We start from the raw sequence: 19135 nt of genomic DNA on the forward strand, positions 1-19135 counted from the left end.
AAACGTGAAATGTTGAGGATTACGTGGAGGTGGTTCGTTGTCAACACTGGCGCAGATGTTAAGCGAAGCGGCATCTGTGCCTATAAACGTTAGAGGTCTCCCGACCTCGTTTTTTAGGTAATATGTTTAAAAAAAGTAAGAGGTAAGAAGTAAAAGGAAAATGCGAGATTGAATTCTCAAAAACTCCTTCATTAAATGTTGAATTCAGTACTCTGGAAATAGAATATGAGTAACTAATAAGTAGTAGGGAATAACTAAAAAGCGAAAAGTTACTCTGATTTTTCGATATCCACTTTCCTCAGCGAGTCGACTTCAGTCACTCGAACACGAACCTCTTTCACGCCTTACTTACACGTTACCCCTAACATTTCACGTTTTTCATTTTTCATTTTTAACTTTTCATTCATAAAAAAAGGTTGATTTCATAAAATATGAAACAACCTCCGTAATTGTTGTGTGAATTAATTGTCTAATTTCTTTCTTCCTTAAATACAAAAGACCCGATACAATCGCCATTCGGACTAAACTGTCGCATGGTCAGCTCATCTTTCTCGAATAAGCCCTTCTTGTAAGTGATCATCACCATAACGTGACCATCGGAAGTATTTTCAGTATATATCTTTTCTCCTTGAATTTTTTCTCTAAAGTCATACGTATTGATAAACGGATTTTTATCATCTCCACCCGTCATGAAACTCAACTCGATATTATCTTTATTCACAATTGCGTCTACTTCCAATCCAGCAAAATGAGCTTTTTCGATCTCCGTTAAACGAGGATAAGCTTCCATCTCCGAGATTTTAAACCTTGTTTGTGCTTGAGAAGAAACTCCCAAACCTACAAATAACAGTAAAGCAAATAGTTGAATTAGTTTCATACGTTTTTCTTATGGTTCACAAATACAAACGCATATCCGATGAAGATAATTGATTCAGTTATAAGTTATTAAGAAACTTTGGAAATGAAAAATAAAAAGTTAAAAATGAAAAACGTGAGATGTTAGGGGGATGTGTAGGGACGTTGCAGTGCAACGTCCTTACGGAATAGTTAAGAACGCTTATTTAGTAAGGTGTTGTATTATTTCTTGATGCATTCGGAGGGGTTGCACCCCTCCTTGGCGAAGATGAGATGAACCTAACTTTAGTGAAGAAGTACTTCTGATTTGAAGTTAAGGATTATTATAGATTCTTTAGAAGGGTTACACCCTATATCTAACGCGAGTTTCCGAACTCGTGCCACGTCATGAGGAGCGTAAATTCAGCACCTGCTACCTGCTACCTACTACCTAAAATCCATGGGTGACTGAAGTCGCCTCGTGCAAGAAAGTATATCTAGAGAATTCAACACCTACTACCTATTCTTTTTTCTTTTCATTTAGAATTCCAAAGTTTCTAAAGTCCAAAATGGGGTATAATTGAAAAGTATTATTACTTCAACCAGACACACATGGATAAATTAATTACAATTCTTTTTAGTTTACTTCTCATCACTACTACTAATGCTGATAACCGATATTGGATTGGTTCGGGGACATCTACGTGGAATGATGTGAACAATTGGTCGGACGTCTCTGGAGGATCGGGGGGATTCTCTGTACCGAGTGCTTTAGACGATATCTTTTTTGATAATAAAGGGTTAGCAGATGTCATTCTTGATGCCAATTATGAGGTGTCAAGTGTATCGATAGATGCCAATTATACGGGGACGATTGATTTTAACGGGTTCACTTTAACTGTATCTGGAGCTGGGGATACGCAGATTTTAGGGGGGACATTAGATAATGGTTCTTTGGTAGTAAATGATGCTGACAGAGATTTATTATTTAGAAATACATCCATAAATGTTGATGTGGTAGCGAGTAGTGGTAAAATATATTATTCAAGTACTACGTTTGGGGAGACGGTGAGTTTTACGCTTACCGGAGTGCCTGTTAATCCGCATTCGAATGGGTCGAGTACGTTTAAGAAAAATGCGACTTTTATACATAATTCTTCTGGTTATTGGGAAATCGCAAGTAATCAAACCAATCTATTTGAGGGTGATGTGAGGATTGAGAACAATGGTTCGGGGACGATCATGTTAGTGAAAGTGGGAACAACAACAATTAAAGGTGATCTCACCTATCTCAGTACTACGAGTGGGGCGGTATCAAGTAGTTTGTTATCGGTAAATAATATTGATGCTAAGTTTACTATTGAGGGAAATGTGATTCTCGAAACACAAAGTTCGGCCGATGATGAGTTGATCAAATTTCCGGTAAACGGACAAATCACTATCGATCAAAATTTGACAGTTCGTAATTCGGCTACTTCAGATCAGTCGTTGATCTATTTGAGTGGAAATGCAAAATCAAAAATCACGGTCAATGGCAACTTATTGATAGAAAACGATGGGTTGACAGGGACAAAAAAAGAAGTGAGGTTTCCCGATAAAGGAGAGGCCTTTGTCTTCGGAACTTCGGATATACGGAATACGTCTACGGCGAATCAGAATCTAATTGTTTTGGGGAAGAGTGGAGATGCTACTTTTCATCAAGCGGTAAGTATTACCAACAATGCAGTGAATACTAAATCGGAGGTGGTTGTTGCAGAATCTGGTCAGTTTATCTTTAATGGTGATGTTCATTTGATCAATAATGCATCAGCGAATAGCTCATGGATTGAGGTGAGTAAAAACTCGGGGACGACGGTTGCTTTTAACGGTAATGTGATATTGGAAAATACATCGACAAGTAGCGATTATATCCGTTTTGGGGCACAAGGGGGAACTTCCACTTTGGCAGATACTAAGGTGATTCAAATTAAAGATAACGATCCGAACAACTATCAAACAGATCTTACTATTAATAACCTCACTCAGAATGGGACTACTGCACAGCAATTGTCAATATCAAATGCTTTGTTGACGGTGGCGGCTTCGACTTTTAATGGAAACATCACTTTAGAGGCTCCTGAAATACTAATATCAGACAATCACTTTTACGGTGAAACAAGTATCACTCAGTCGGGGAGTAATAACCAAAACTCAGCAGGGAATAATCAGTTTTACGAAAATACATCGATAATTAATTCGGGGACGGGAATTTTTAGAACGGGGAACAATAACGGGAATATTTATCATAAGGACGTGACCTATCAGACGACTTCTACGGGGACAATTGAGGAGACTTCGGTATCGAAAACGGAATATAAAGGGGATGTGTATTTAAACACTACCTCGGTGGTTGAATTGGCGAGAGGGGTAAGCGGAGTCGTAGAATTTAACGGGACTTCCAACCAAAGTATAATCGATTTAAGTGGTAGTTCTTCTGCGCGTATATCTAGTCTGATTGTCAACACCGATGGAGAGCTTACTGTTAGTGTGCCGACCATAGTAAGGTATCAAATAGATTTCACTAAGGGGTTGGTCAACACCGATATTTTCAATACGCTTGAGTTGAGCAATGGAGGAGTGATCGCCAATGTTTCAGCGACTTCTCATGTGGTAGGTCCGTTTACGAAAGTAGGGTTGGATGCGTTTACCTTTCCATTAGGTGATGCTACGGCACTTCATCCCATTGGTATTAGCGCTCCACCAACAAGTAACTCCAGATTTACAGCAGAATATTACTCAGGTTCATCAGGATTAGAAGATAAAGAATTGGGCATCGAAAATGTGTCGACTTGCGAATATTGGAAGCTTACAAACACACAAAGTCATGCCGTACATGTGGATATTACATGGGACGGCTGTTCCGATATCGGAGATTATACCACTTTGGGAGTAGGGCGATACGTGAGTGGGGAATGGGTAAATTACGGAAATGCAGAGCTATCGGGAGACGAAGCAGCACAACGTGTAACCTCAAGCTTAACCCTTTCCAACCTAGAGGATGGAGAAAATTACATCACTTTCGTTACCGCAGATCCATCCAACGATTTACCAGTAGAGTTAATCGATTTCCGAGCATCAAAAGAAAACAATAGCGTTAAACTAAGTTGGTCGACAGCCACTGAAATTAATAACGACCGCTTTATACTGAGTAAAAGTACAGACAGAAGAAATTGGCAGGAGATAGGCGAAGTGAAAGGAGCCGGAAACAGCCAAACCCTCCTTCATTACAAATTCTTTGATGATGCACCCACAACCGAAACAGTCTTCTACCAACTAAAACAAATAGACTTTGATGGCACCGAGGAAATCTTCCCATCCATCCGTCTTCAATCCAACGATAACGATATTTACTTATACGCTTATCCTAATCCTTTCCAACATCAATTGACCATAGAAAGCAACGATATCGACTCCTTCCAACTATTTGATATGATGGGCAGGGAGGTGACGGAATCTGTTGTTGAAATCTCATCTTCGGAAAATAAAATAACGTTTGATGCAGCATTGTTAGAAAATGGAGTTTTTGTGTTTAAGACGAGATTGGGGAAAGCTGTAAGGGTGGTGAAGAATAGGTAGTAGGTGAGAATAGGTAGCAGGTAGTAGGTAGTAGGTAGTAGGTACTGAATTTACGCTCCTCATAACGCGGGCACTAGTTCGGAAACTCGCGCTAGATTTAAAGCTTTGGATGAATCATCTAAGGCTACTTTCCTCAGCGAGTCGATTTCAGTCACTCGTACACGGACCTGTTTTATAGGTAGCAGGTAGCAGATGAGTATCCGATCCGTGTACCGAGTGGCCAAGGCCGACTCGTTGAAGACGGAGAAGTAATGATATTCGAATTTGGTTCATATTCATCAACAAAGTTATTTTCCTTAGTTATTCCCTATTAGTTATTAATTAAAACCGAGCGTTAACTTTGCTACCTGCTACCTGCTACCTGCTACCTGCTACCTGCTACCTGCTACCTGCTACCTACTACCTAACAACAACCCCAAACGCCTCCAACATCTGGTCCTGACCTTTCAACGCCATCTCAGCCACAAGAATAATCTCATTCATCTTCTCCTTTAGGCTGTTGATTTTTTCTTTTTTGGTTTGCGTAAGATTTTGAGCTTCGGCTTTCAATTGGAAGACACGAGATCTTAGCAACGCAACTTCGTTGATCAATGTTTTTGTTTCGTTGATGATGTCTGCATTAAGGCGAATCATCTTGATTTTTTCTAGTACATCTTCGTTAGCCAATAAAGCAGAATATAGTTTATCTGTTTCATTGATGAAGTCGATTGATTTTGTTTTCATGGCTACATCTAAACCCAAAGCTTTGTAGGTGGTTGCCTCGTTTTTGAACATACGCTTTAATGCATCACGATGTGCTTTGTAGGTATCGCTCAGTTGGGTACTTTTCATTTTGTACTCTTCCGATAATTGTTTCACCTCAAGATCTTTCTGATCATTTTCTTTTTTGATGCTACTTGCTTCCTCGAAGAAAGTCTTGCCTTCCTCAATTTTTTTGGCATCATAGCCAGAAAGTTCCAATTCTTTGCGGATAGACTCTACAGTAACGGCGTTGGTGTAGATAATTTGTGCACGGTCTAAAAGTTGTGCCTCACTTAATTTGCTTAATTGCATGAGATTAAATAGTTAGTTAAGCTGTTTCTGTTGTACTGTGATTTGAAAAGAAGAATCGTTTCTTTTAGTCATCTTGAAGCATGAATTCCGACCCGAATTGTACAAAAAGGCAATGAAATAGGACAAAAACCGACCCGAATACCTCAAAAACCGAGGCGAATTGGATGAATCTAAGACGTTATTGGACGTCGACCGACCCGAATACCATGAATTCCGACCCGAATACCCCAAAAACCGACTCGAATTGGACAAAAAGGCAGCGAAATTGCACAAAAACTGACTCGGATAGGGCAAATTCCTATTTGATACCTTTGAAAAATACAATTCAATACCTGAAACCCAATCTCAATAGATCAAATTCTTTCTTTTCTAAATACATTCTTCATTTGAGAGATATAAATCGTTAATAGTGAAGAGTGAATCATCGTTGCAGTAAGAGAGAATAGCTTAGCAGTTCTAAAAAAATTAAACTATACCCTAACTTTTTCAAGTTAGGTACACTGTTGGTTAACAATGTGATGCAAGTTTAATAGCTATTGTGAATAAATGCAAATGATTAGTAGTTTTTTTCTTCAACGTATCACTGATACGTTCATCGTCCTTTCATTTACGATACAATCAAAAAAATAGAATTATTTAAAGTGCAGTTAGGCTGCACAAGTATACTACAACTTTACCATCAGATAAAAAAATGTCCATTCATATATAATGGATCATCATTAAAATAGATTTATGGCTAGGTAAATAAAAAAGTATTCAATCTTATAATTAGAAACTATTTAAGAAATGGACCTTTTGTACCGACGTTGCATTGCTACGTCCACGAGCCACTTTAATTCACTTGATAATTTAAACTAAACAACAAAATGGAAAAATTAACCTTTGTTGAAATCACTGAAGATAACTTCTTCCATTTTTGAGATTGTGATGATTATTTATATTCAAAAATAAATTCATGAACGTATCTATTTTACGTTCATCACCAATAACTTGTTCTTTGAAAATAATTCATTTAATATAAACTATTGTTTAAATAAAAATTTTTTCTTGATATATATTAATAATGCGTTGATTAATCCAAAAATTGGATTAATCATTATTTTAAATAAATTTAGAACCCAGTTGATATATATTCCATATTTTTGGACTATTTTTGTCCAAAAATATATGTATGGAAGATTTATTTGGTAATTATATAAAAAATAAACGTATTGAAATGGGGTTGCCCTTAAGAGAGGTAGCAACTACTTTGAAGATAGATATTTCTACCTTAGGTAAAATTGAAAGAGGAGAACGGTGTATATCCAAAAACTTAATACCAATATTAGCGAAGGTACTATCAATTGATGAAAGTATAATGATAAATAATTATCTATCATCAAAAGTTATTAATTTGTTAGAAGATTATCCAGATTATAATACTGTGTTAGATATTTCAAAAGAAGAATTAAAGAACATACTCAATGATGGGGAAAACCAGTTGGAGTTTACCTTTGAAAATAAAGAGTCATGGGTTGACAAAGAGGTTTCATTTCCAGATGCTAAAATAAAAGTAGCGACCCTTTTTTCTGGTATCGGAGCTATTGAGTATGCATTAAGAAGGTTAAAAATTGATACAGAAATCGTATTTGCAAGTGATATTGATAAATTTGTAAAACAAAGCTATTTTGCAAATTATCAGATTAGTGAAGAAAATTGGTATAATGATGTTCAAGATGTTGATGGAACTAAATATAAAGGAAAAATTGATTTGTTGGTAGGTGGAAGTCCATGTCAGTCTTTTTCAATGGTTGGTAAAAGAAAAGGTTTTGAAGATACAAGGGGAACTCTTTTTTATGAGTTTGCTCGTATTGTAAAAGAAACTCAGCCTAAAGTTTTTATTTTTGAAAATGTTAAAGGCCTGATTAACCATGATAAAGGAAATACATTTGAAACTATTAAAGCAACCTTTAATGAATTAGGGTATAAATATTACTATCAAGTACTAAATGCTAAAAATTATGGTATTCCTCAACATAGGGAAAGAATCTTTGTTGTTGGATTTAAAGATAAAAAGGCAGTTTTTAAATTTCCAACTTCTATAAAACTAGAATATAAAATGCAGGATTTTCTTGAAGACTATACTGATAGTAAATACTATTTAAAAGAGAAAGGTGTTAAATTTGTTACTAGTACAAAAAATAGGAAAAAGAGATATACTCAAATCAATGGTGAAATAGCTTTGTGTCAAAAAGCAAATCAACAGTTTAACTGGCATGGAGATTTTATATTTGAAGATAAAGAAAATCAAGAATACGATGAATTTATATTTAATGTTAATGAGGTAGAAGAAAAATATTATTTGTCTGATAAAGTGAAGAATTATGTTCTCTCAACAGGTACAAAGAATTTTAAAACAAATATTAAAACAGACCTCGAAGTAGCAAGACCTTTATTACAATCTATGCATAAAATGCATCGTGCAGGAGTTGATAATTATGTCACTCACAACAAAGGTCGTATTCGAAAATTAACACCCACTGAATGTTTACGATTAATGGGTTTTAGAGATGATTTCAAGCAAGTAGTTAGCGATACACAATTATATAGGCAAGCTGGGAATAGTATAGTAGTTGATGTTTTAATAGCAATTTTGAAAGAAATAGATATAACAACAATAGCAAAAAAATAATATTATTAAAAAAGGTTTTCTATTAAGAAAACCTTTTTTACTTTTAAAAAGTAAACTAAAAAACAAATATTATGGCAGATGCAATTTGCAGGTGGAGAAATCCTTATATCAATAATGTAAGAATTTTAATTGACATTTTACCCAAAGTTGAATTAACCATAGATGAAGCTAGAACCATTGTAAATGATAGTTCAACAAATCATTTTAGAGCATCTTTTTACAGAACTCCTTATCAATTGGCATGTCAATTAGGATTGTATCATGAAACTGATGGACATTATTTTCCTAAGTTTAGATCTTCTCCTTCACAGGAAGAATTAGAGAAATATTTAAAAAATTGGATCATTCATTATACTGTCCCCAATCCTTACACAAGTAGTCTGCCAAGTAGTCTTACTCCATTTTCTATTCATGCTGAAATTTGTAGAATGCTTGCTGAAAATGGTTCTAATATACTATGGGACGAAACAATAAATGAGCTTTTTGGTTTTGAAATTGGGAATAAAGATATTTTAAAAAATTCTTTTATTCATTCTCCAATTTTAAAGATAAATAATGATATTATAGGCTTGAAAACAGGATTTGATTATGACCAATTATCTGAATTCATAAATGTTGATATAAATAGAGATAGTGAAAATAAAGAGTATTTCTTTGATTTATTTAATGTTGAAAACTCATTTTCAAGTCATAACCCAAATGATTTAATTCAAAATATTACTGAAGAGGAAAAACAAGTGCTAAATGAATTAGAAGTTTCAGATGAGTTTTCTCAGACTGAGAAGCTTCAAATCGTTAAAGCAAGGATTGGCCAAGGGGTGTTTAGAAGGAGTTTAATTGAAGAAATTCCATTTTGTCCAATAACAAGCGTAAATGATGTTAATCTATTAATAGCAAGCCATATTAAACCATGGAGTACTTCAAACAATATAGAAAGAATTGACCATAAAAATGGATTTTTGTTTACACCTACATATGATAAACTCTTTGACAAAGGTTATATATCATTTAGGGAGGACAAAAGATTGATAATATCTCCACACTTGTCTCTAGAAAATTCTAATAGATTATCATTACAACAAAATATGATGGTAAACCATTTACCCATTGAGGGGAGAGAAGAATATTTAACATTTCATAGAGATGTAATTTTTAAATTTTAAGGCATTTATTTGATAATATGTGCACACTTAACGAATCCCAACGCTCCTACAACATGTCTCAAATAAAGAGTAAGGACACTAAACCTGAAATAATATTGAGAAGGTATTTACATGGGCAGGGGATTCGTTTTCGTTTACATGGGAAGTATAAAAAAGAGATATTACCGGGTAAACCAGATGTAGTTTTAGCTAAGTATAAGTCTGTTATTAATGTCAATGGTTGCTTTTGGCATGGACACAAAGGCTGTAAGTATTACAGGTTGCCTAAAACAAATGTTGATTTTTGGAAATGGAAAATTAGTAGAAATAAAGCAAACGATATACTAAATACACACAAACTGAATGAAAAAGGATGGAATGTAATTACAATTTGGGAGTGTGATTTGAAAGATAAGAGAGAAGAAACTTTAAAGAATTTATTATTACTTTTAAGCGAAATTAAGCCTTAAACAAACTAAACAATTAAAATGAAAAACCTACTCCAACTATTCACCACCTCAATTAATTCCATTTCAACAAAATCAAATGTTCCATTTATCAACCCAACAGAAATATACAATGAAGGGTGGATGACTAGATTCTTAGTTCACTATTCAATGCAAGAAAATTTAAATATTGAAGGCCTAATTGATTTTGGTAAAATCAAAAATGCCACATCTGAAGGTTTGATTTCTAGTCCTTTTATCAATGTGGATAAAAATCGTGAAGGATATACACATGCTGATATGGCAATGGGTGATTTTAAAATCGATTATGAAACAAGGGGTGAGATAAAAGTTGAAGATGGAGCTTCAATTTTTGGAATTATTGAAGCAAAAATGAAAAGTAATTTAAGCAAGGGAACAACAAATGCTTCAAATTATAATCAGGCGAGTAGAAATATAGCTTGTATTGCACATAATTGTCAACATCCAGAAATAGAGAATTTCTTTATAGTAACTGCTCCTGAGGCAATGGTTATTCATCATAAGATAAAAGATCAATTAGATAAAGAAGTAATTAAATCTCAGATACGGAATAGGTTTCAAATTTCTGAGGTAAAAGAAGATACAATTCTTCTTGATAGAGTTGACCGTTGTAATATAAGAATCTTAACTTATGAAGATTGGATTGATCAATTTGAAGAAGGTGATCTAAAAGAAGAGTTGAACGGATTTTATAATGAATGTTTGAAATGGAATAGATTAAATTAAACTTCAAAATCAGAAAATGATTTAATAGAAGAAGTTTATAGCTAGAGTTTGTGATACTTTCAAAGATTTTATTAATTAATGATACGATGAAAAACAGATTTCAAAATACATTTACCAAAGTAACCAACAGTTATAAGTTTTATTGGTGTTTAAGTCTAATAAATTGCTCAAACGAATTTTATAATGGTAAAATAAAATTTGAGGATCTGGCAATTGAAATCATATGTTTGGTGTGGTATCCCATTAATTATTTCCGATTAAACTTTGGGAAAACAGACCAATACGAGAAAATCATTCTAGAGATTAAACAGATATATGGATTAGCAGATGATATTAAAGAAAAGGACTTAAAGGCATTTCTAAAAAGTAGATCAAATGATAATGAAATGAAAGAGTTTATTCATTTGATTTGTACCTATGTACCTTATCGTTTTTTAAGTCCGTGGTTTGATTTTAGAGGGGTGAAAGATCATCATAGACACAAACATATTCTTGAAAATCAATATCGAGCTACAGATTTACCTTATACTATTGATATTGTCAATAAAGAGATCACTCTTTCTGAAAGTTTCAAGAACTGGATAACAACAGATAGGGTTTTTATCGAGAATTATACTTTGTTTCATTTACTACAATATCTGCAACAAAGAAATCCAAATGTTCCGGGAATCATCAATAAACTGTTTAAACCTCAAACTCGAAACTTAACGACTCAGACTAAAATTTGGAAAGAATTTATTATTGATTATCCTACAAAAAAAACAATTTTTTCTAATGTAGAATTATCGCTTATTCATGACTTAAGTGTAGATCATTATTTGCCATGGAGTTTTGTAACACATGACCAGATATGGAATTTACATCCAATAGAAAAGTCAGTAAATAGTGCTAAAAACAATATTTTGCCAAGTGATGGATATAATATCCCATTTATATCAATGCAATATGATCTAACTCGATTTTTACTTCACAAGAAAAAACAAAATAAAGTTTTAGAGGATTATTATACTGTGTTTTCCTTAAGTCAGGAAGATCTTCTGAATATAGATCTAGATAATTTTATCAGCATATATAAGAAAGTGTATAACCCACTTTTTGAAATAGCAATGAATATGGGTTTTCAAAAGGATTGGAGATACATAAAAAAATAACCAAGGATGGCGGAATTTCCCCATCCTTTTTTTAACTTCATGATGAAATTAACATTGCTACAACGATTCATCATGAACAAAACTATTACTCATTATCCCGAGTTAACGGCGATTCAGCGGGATAAAATGTCGTATCCGACGAGGATTTTAATGCAAAGAGGTCGCTTAAACAAAGATATTTTAGATTTTGGCTGTGGTCATGGTAGAGATACTCTTGAGCTTCAAAAATCGGGTTATTGTGTCGATAAGTACGATAAATACCATCACCCTCAATTCCCTCAAAAGAAATATGATACCATTCTATGTCATTATGTTTTGAACGTCTTGGAGAAGGCCGATCAGTCAAAAGTGTTAGCGGAGGTTTCTTTGTTATTAAAGCAGGGTGGGAAAGCGTATTTTACGGTGAGAAGAGATGTTTTTCGACCTGGTGTGAGGATACATAAATATCATCAGAAGCCAACTTATCAGTGTAATGTGGTATTACCCTTCACCAGCTTTTTGAGGACAGAACATTGTGAAATTTACGAATATACCAAGCCATCAGATTCGTGGTTGATTGCAGAGACCATAAGCGTGGCTGCTATATGGAAAAATAACAAAGTACAATATCAGAAGAAGGAGGCGGTGAATGCTCGTACAGATAAGGCAATTGCGCTTTTGAAGGAGGTTTTGGGTGAGGAGAGAAGTCAATGTTTTATTCCGAAGCAGAATACGAATTTGTATGAGAGGAAGAATAGTTTGCGGTTGAGGAAGTATGATTATGCGCAGGAGGGGGTGTATTTTATAACGATTAATGTTTATCAATTTAAAAGTGTTTTTGGGAGGATAATAAATGGTGAGATGCATCTAAATCCTTTGGGAGAGATGGTGAAAAGGGAGTGGTTGAATTCCGATAATATCAGAGATAATATCAAATTGGAAGCTTTTATTATCATGCCTAATCATTTTCATGGCATCATAATTATAAAACATCCTGCAAGAAAATTATCACTTGAGGACAGAAAAAGCCTATCTCCTTCAGAAGATATACCTGCGATAATCAGAGGGTTCAAAGGAGCAACGACAAAGCAGGCATGGGCAATGGGGTACGATAAGAATAAATCTCTATGGCAACGAAATTTTTATGATATCATCATACGAGATCAAGATCATCTAAAAAATACAATAGCCTATATAAATAATAACCCCTCGAACTATAAAAAATAGCTTCTCTAAATAAAGCCCCGTAAGGGCGAATCGCATTCGCCCACATCTAAACAAAATAAAAGAGCCTTTCACTACAAAATTAAAGGGTTGAGGTAAAAGAAAAGGGGAAACAAAAATGGGGAGAGCTGCTTTTAAGAAAGATGGGAGCATGCACAAATAAGCGGGCGAATGCGATTCGCCCATCCTTGACCTTCTTTTCAAACCACTTCTTCTTTGATCCTAAAAATACAGCCCAAAGTTTATGTTGAAGCGCAAGTGCCAGTCCGCATCTTCATCTCCATAGGCCAGAGCGGTGTTGTAGTTCGGCCCAAGCCAAGGCTGGTTTTTTCCCAGAGCTCCATCCACATAGATATACATCGGTCCGGCGGTGATCATGCAGCCCGTCACGTTTTGGTAGGAATCGTAGAAGGATTCTTCTGTTTTGTCCATGTATCCAAAGTCGTTGTAGAACATGAGGGAGCTGACAGGTCCCCATTCGACGGGTTGGGTGAAACTTACGCCAAGTGTGTACGTCATGGCCTCAGCGGCGACAAGGTAGGGAGCACCGTAAGCAGTAAGTGCCACGACATCCTTTCTTTCGCCATCGGGAGCATGGGCGTCTTTTTTATAGTAGGAAGCCTGCGCTTTTAAATTCCATTTTTTGATATCGAATTCATAATGTAGGGCGGCAGCATAATGCTTACCCATTTTTTCGGTATCGAGGTTGTATAATCCACCAAACATACCGGAGATACCTAGTTTATGCGCCATCTCACCGGTTTTTAGTTTTTTGAGAAGGTTGACGTTAAACTGATTCGTTTCCTTGTTTCGATATTGAAGTGTGCCATCGCCATTTTCGTCTATGGAGCCGACATCATAAGAATAACGACTATTTGATGCATCCGAGTAGCTGCCGAACGAAAGTTCCTCTGCGTTTTTGAAGAAGGCGATGCTGTATTCCCAACCCTCACCTGAGTGGGTGAATTTACCGCCCATATCATGATCATCTTCAAGCCCTAAATAATAATTTAAACTGAAGAACCAGTTATGTGAGTTAAAGGTGGTGATACCAAAAGGCACTTGTGTTAAACCTAACTGGATCTGATTTTCGTCGGTGAAATTGTAATCAAACCAACCGAATTTCATGAAATATCCTCCGAAGGCTTCAGAATAAATTCTAATATCGGTTTTTAGTCCGATGCCTTTATATTTCAATGTGGGCTGGAGAGAGAACATATCGTAACCGAAATCTCCACCTCTTTGTTGGTGTCCTTCTTTCCAAGTGGAATAATTGTAGTTAAACCTTAGCGCTCCTCCGAAATGAAATTCGGGTTTGTCTTGGGAAAATAAAGGGGTTGAGAGGAGAAATAAGAAAGATAGTAGTAAATATTTTTTCATGATGGAATAATGCGTGCGAAAATGAATTGATGAGTATCAAGTATTTTTTTTCGTATCAATATCCCAGGAATGAATTCCTGGGCTTTTGATACAGGGATTTATTGAATGATGATACATCCTTAATCCTGAATTATTTTTTCTTTTTCTCTCTTCTGTGAACTTCTCTATGTGATTTAAAATGCTCGTCGTAATAATCACTTAACGCTTTATAGAAAGAGAAACACATAATAATAATGAGGATGGCAAATGGTAAGCCGGTGAGGATGGATGCGGTTTGTAAGGCAGCTAATCCACCGCCCATCAATAAAACACCTGCAATTAATCCTTCCATTGAGGCCCAGAATATTTTTTGTCCTACGGGAGCATCGTGTCTACCTCCCGAAGTTAACGTATCGACCACGAACGATCCTGAATCTGATGAGGTAACAAAAAAGCTCGTCACCAAAATGATCGTTAGGATAGATGAGAATGTGGTAAATGGATATTGTTCTAATAGATAAAATATAGCAGTGGCAACGTTCTTATTTACCGCTTCGGTGATACTGTGGTTACCAATTAATTCTTGATATAAAGCACTACCTCCAAATACCGTGAGCCACAGGAAAGTCAATAATGCAGGAACAATTAATACTCCTAAAACAAACTCTTTGATGGTACGTCCTTTGGAAATACGAGCAATGAAAATACCTACGAATGGCGACCAAGAAATCCACCAAGCCCAATAGAAGACTGTCCATGAATTTTGCCAGTTTTTCTCTGAAGCTACACCTTTGTAAGAGTTGGTCCAGAAACTTAGTTCAAAGAATTCATAAATATAGTAACCGATATTTTGAACGAATGACTTCAAAATGAAAAGGGTAGGTCCGATGCATAATACTAAAAGCATTAACCCCAATGCCAAACGAATATTCCATTCGCTTAACATTCTAATTCCTTTATCAAGTCCTAAAACTAATGATAACGTAGCAAATCCTGTAATGATGACAATAAGAATCAGCTCTACCGAGTTAGAAGTTTCAATGCCAAAGAGATAAGTAAGTCCGGCATTGACCTGTTGTACACCAAAACCTAATGAGGTAGCTAGACCAAATAAGGTGGCTATAACCGCAATAATATCGATGATATCTCCCATCAAACCATAGATTCTTTTTCCTAATAAAGGGAAGAAAATGGAGCGGATGGTGAGTGGTAATTTCAAATTGAAAGTAAAGAAAGCAAGAGCTAATCCAACGACTGCATATAATGCCCAGGCATGTACTCCCCAGTGTAAAAAGGTAATGCCCATCGCTTTTTCGGCAGCGACTGCAGGGGATCCTCCATCTTTCATAAACGGATTACTATTGAAGTGAAAGATGGGTTCTGCTACCGACCAGAACAGTAACCCAATTCCCATTCCGGCACTAAATAACATGGCAAACCATGCTGTCTGAGAGAATTCAGGCTCTGCACCTTGTCCGCCAATCTTTATTTTCCCGAACTTGCTAAAGCCTAAGAATAATGCAAAGAAAAGCATACAGTTTAATAGCAAAATAAATAGCCAACCAACATTATTGGCTACTGCATTTTGTGTTTCTTTGAACCATTTCTCCATGGGTTCGCCGACGACTAATGTACTAACAACAAGCACAAAAATAATAAATATTGATGTTAGGGATACAGTGGCATTAGCCTTTATACCCATAAAGGTTTTTTGATCACTACGAACGTGGCGACTCATACTTCTATTTTTAAGTGACTAAGAAACTGATGTCCTTAGGATATTGAGATGTTCTAAGCGAACAGAGGGAAATTGGAGAGAGGACAACCAAACTCGGGGTGAGCTCAAAGTTGAAATGTCACAATTCACGTGGACATGAGAAGATGCAAATCAAAATATCAAATTGATTACATCACAAAATTACTGATTATTCCTTGGATAACGAATTGAATAGGGATTGTTAAGACGATAGTGCAATAATATCGTAGAGATGTGCTATTAATAAGGATCAGAAGCGACTTCACTTATTTTCTGAGCCACTTTCTGCCCTTTACTTCTACATACTTATAACTCCAAGCCGATATCAAGATGGTGATCCCGATGAAAGTGATCATATACAAAAGATGCATCCACTTGGGTAAAGTCTCCCAACCGAATTGCTCTTTCCATATCGGGAACTGAAACCAGAAAAAGAAGAAGACTAACCCGTGCATTAGATAAAGTGAGTAGGAGATATCACCTAAGAATTTTAAGGAAGGAGACTCTAAAAAAGAGCTTACTTTATTGTTGTTATAGGCTGTTGCAAGTAAGAGTAAGGCGAATAAAGGAACGAATATCAAATCGTTCCACATAAAGTGAAAACCAATGCCAATGCTCATCATCAAAACAATAAATATGATGTCTTTTGATAGAAAGGATGCTCCGATTTTCTTATCAAATAATTGATAGATATTGACACCTAAGATAAATTGAAATAGGCATCTCAGCCAACCAAAATCCCAAGTGATGTCTAAGTTATGGTTGGGATGGAAATGAACTAACATCACCAAAAGACTAAATGATAAAACAGAAGAGATTATCCATCCCACTTTAGTTTGTTTTCCCAATGCTCCGAGAATAAAGATGGCGATGAAGTAGGTCCAAAACTCTGCTCCAATTGACCACGACGGCATATTCCAAGATAAGAAATGATAGAAGTTCATGGCGTTCATCATGGTGAATTCGGGAAGTAAAGCCTTTGGAGAGAAATAGAGTTCCCAGCTTCCATCAATCAATTGAGGGTAAAGCTGACCAAAAATTAATGCCCCGATGATGGTCACCATTAAAGTAAATAAATGAAGGGGGTATAATCGACTAAAACGCGTCCATAAAAAGCGTTTCATCTTAGGAAATGAGAAGCCCTCTTTAAACTCTTGTCCATAGACATGGTAGATGATGAATCCGCTTAACAAAAAGAAGAAATCCACCCACAAGTACCCTTTAGAGAAAATACCTGTAGAAGAGCGATCGAATAAACTGCCAAGATCTCGGTAGTAAGTGCTTACATCAATATGGAATATAATAACCCATAATGCCGCGATTCCTCTTAAAGGAGTGAGTGAAGTTAAGTAGTTAGTCGGTTTCATATTTACTTTAATATCTTGTTGTCTAACCACTAAGGTAATCATAAATCTGATAGAAGAGGTGGAATTATTGATTATCGAAGAACTTCTTTATATTTGAATTACTTTTTTAATAATGTATCAAGCAAACATGAAACGACTACTCTATTTAGTTCTACTTTTATTGGTAGGACTTACAGCTAATGCACAAACGCCAATCGGGCTTCAATTTGATTTATACGGACAGCCTATTCATGGGTATTATGATCCACTTTCTTTTTCTTCATCGGCATCGGTGTCTAAAAATTTAGGAGAATTCTTACCAGGAAAGGTCTATGACAAAGAAGGTAACCCACGTAAAACCCTAACAAAATTCTCTGTGGCTAAAATTTCTAAAAAGTCAGCTGATGGTATTTCTGAAGCCGTTTATCCTAGCAGATATTCTGCGGTGACTGTAGGGCAGGATTCCTTTTTTGTTGCACAGAATATTCACTTTAGAGGTAGAACCAGAAACCGAGAATCTTTTGTACAATACATTGCAGAGTTCGATAGTACTGTCTTTGCAAAGGTGTATAACATGAACTTTAACGGTTCGGTGATGCATCAGACCTATATTGCAAAGAAGTATGATGAGGAAACTTGGGAAGAGATTAACCCAAATAAAAAAAGTATCGAACCAATGATTGAGCATTTTTTCTCGAAGTATGATAATGTTATCACTCAAGGAAAAACCATGGAAACGGGGGCGGTAAATTACTTTGCTTTTTTAGGATTCGAATACGAAAAGAATCTCGAATTAAATGATCAATCCATTGCAGGGTTAATCAATATTGCAAAGATAACCTCTAAGTTCAGTAAGGATGAAAAGACTTATTTAAATAAGTTTTTTATAGAAACGAGAGATACATCAAAAGCAAAATATTACACAAAAATTAAAGGTATTTATCAGGACTATTATACTAAGCAGTACTTTAATTTGTATGATGAATTAATGTATGAAGTCGACTTTAAGAATACCAAAATGAATGAGCTACATGGTAACTATACCATGTATTACAATGGGAAATTAGCCCTTAAAAAAACGATAGAAGATGGAGAAGTGAAGAAAGGGGAAGTATATAAAGATGGTCTTTTAGTGTATTCATATACCAATGAAAAAGTCAAACCTGAATATGGTAGTGAATATACAGAGTGTGTTTTCAATTTTGGACAAGGAGATCAGAAAACGGGAACGTTCGATTTCTATGATCCTTTTGATAACCTCAAGAAGTTTATTACGCTAGATAATGGTGTTCCAACATCAATTACTTTCAACGACCATGGAGAATTAAAATCTTATTTTGTTCAATCTGGAAATCCTTTCAAACTGAAAAAGATAAACAGGCTTTTTCAAAGCCACATAAAAGATCAATTCTTTGTTTTCCATGATGTTTACAAACCATTATTGGTCCGCATGAAAATAGATACTGAAGGTTATGTAAAGGAGTATCAGCTTTTGAATGAAGTCAACGATAAATTTGATGTAAAAGTAGACGAATTCATCAAAGCCCATGTATTAAATGGAGGAGGAAAGAAGTTAAGATTACGACCAAAAGACAAAAAAATAGATTCCCCATTAGTGGTCATCGTACCTTTTGAATTGTTGATCGGAGGACAATTCTGGTTTATCAATAATAATGCGGATTGGATGATGCACCAACAGATGATGTGGCATAATAATTTTATGCACCAACAAATGATGCATCAACAAAACTTACATCATATCCAAACCATGGCTCCAACTTTTTAAATGCA

General features: G+C 35.4%; 13 protein-coding genes. 8 read left to right on the plus strand and 5 right to left on the minus strand.

Going from position 1 to position 19135, the window contains the following annotated elements; all coding sequences use genetic code 11:
- Nucleotides 1–469: 469 nt before the first annotated feature.
- Nucleotides 470–877: a hypothetical protein gene (locus MY04_RS03305; protein ID WP_066206281.1), complete on the minus strand. Its 408-nt coding sequence runs from the start codon at nt 875–877 to the stop codon at nt 470–472.
- A gap of 569 nt (nt 878–1446) precedes the next feature.
- Between MY04_RS03305 and MY04_RS03310 the strand changes: the two genes are divergently transcribed.
- Nucleotides 1447–4449, plus strand: coding sequence for a T9SS type A sorting domain-containing protein (locus tag MY04_RS03310; protein ID WP_066206287.1), 3003 nt, complete (start codon nt 1447–1449; stop codon nt 4447–4449).
- Between the two features lie 399 nt (nt 4450–4848).
- Here the strand turns inward: MY04_RS03310 and MY04_RS03315 are convergent, their stop codons facing one another.
- Complete coding sequence (locus tag MY04_RS03315; protein ID WP_066206292.1) at nt 4849–5502, minus strand: hypothetical protein; 654 nt, start codon at nt 5500–5502, stop codon at nt 4849–4851.
- Between the two features lie 1171 nt (nt 5503–6673).
- Here MY04_RS03315 and dcm point away from each other — a divergent pair.
- From dcm to MY04_RS03345, 6 genes are all read left to right on the plus strand, one after another.
- The gene (gene dcm, locus MY04_RS03320; protein WP_084005751.1) at nt 6674–8173 is read left to right on the plus strand and encodes a DNA (cytosine-5-)-methyltransferase; all 1500 of its coding nucleotides are present in this window, start codon (nt 6674–6676) and stop codon (nt 8171–8173) included.
- A gap of 71 nt (nt 8174–8244) precedes the next feature.
- Nucleotides 8245–9336, plus strand: coding sequence for an HNH endonuclease (locus MY04_RS03325; protein ID WP_066206294.1), 1092 nt, complete (start codon nt 8245–8247; stop codon nt 9334–9336).
- A 17-nt stretch (nt 9337–9353) separates the two neighbouring features.
- On the plus strand, nt 9354–9785 hold the full coding sequence (locus MY04_RS03330; RefSeq protein ID WP_066206296.1) for a very short patch repair endonuclease: 432 nt from the start codon (nt 9354–9356) through the stop codon (nt 9783–9785).
- An 18-nt stretch (nt 9786–9803) separates the two neighbouring features.
- Nucleotides 9804–10529, plus strand: a complete 726-nt coding sequence (locus MY04_RS03335) for a hypothetical protein (RefSeq protein WP_066206299.1) — start codon at nt 9804–9806, stop codon at nt 10527–10529.
- A gap of 86 nt (nt 10530–10615) precedes the next feature.
- Nucleotides 10616–11680, plus strand: a complete 1065-nt coding sequence (locus MY04_RS03340; RefSeq protein WP_066206301.1) for an HNH endonuclease domain-containing protein — start codon at nt 10616–10618, stop codon at nt 11678–11680.
- A gap of 72 nt (nt 11681–11752) precedes the next feature.
- Nucleotides 11753–12886, plus strand: a complete 1134-nt coding sequence (locus MY04_RS03345; protein ID WP_158297539.1) for a class I SAM-dependent methyltransferase — start codon at nt 11753–11755, stop codon at nt 12884–12886.
- A gap of 219 nt (nt 12887–13105) precedes the next feature.
- On the opposite strand, the gene MY04_RS03350 is transcribed toward MY04_RS03345, so the two are convergent.
- From MY04_RS03350 to MY04_RS03360, 3 genes are all read right to left on the minus strand, one after another.
- Nucleotides 13106–14263, minus strand: a complete 1158-nt coding sequence (locus tag MY04_RS03350) for a hypothetical protein (RefSeq protein WP_066206306.1) — start codon at nt 14261–14263, stop codon at nt 13106–13108.
- 130 nt (nt 14264–14393) lie between these two features.
- Nucleotides 14394–15980: a BCCT family transporter gene (locus MY04_RS03355; protein ID WP_066206308.1), complete on the minus strand. Its 1587-nt coding sequence runs from the start codon at nt 15978–15980 to the stop codon at nt 14394–14396.
- 284 nt (nt 15981–16264) lie between these two features.
- Nucleotides 16265–17407, minus strand: a complete 1143-nt coding sequence (locus tag MY04_RS03360) for an acyltransferase family protein (RefSeq protein ID WP_066206310.1) — start codon at nt 17405–17407, stop codon at nt 16265–16267.
- A gap of 85 nt (nt 17408–17492) precedes the next feature.
- Between MY04_RS03360 and MY04_RS03365 the strand changes: the two genes are divergently transcribed.
- The gene (locus MY04_RS03365) at nt 17493–19130 is read left to right on the plus strand and encodes a hypothetical protein (RefSeq protein WP_158297541.1); all 1638 of its coding nucleotides are present in this window, start codon (nt 17493–17495) and stop codon (nt 19128–19130) included.
- The last annotated feature ends 5 nt before the right edge of the window (nt 19131–19135 follow it).

Origin of the sequence: Flammeovirga sp. MY04 (assembly GCF_001682195.2) — a bacterium.
GTDB lineage: Bacteria > Bacteroidota > Bacteroidia > Cytophagales > Flammeovirgaceae > Flammeovirga > Flammeovirga yaeyamensis.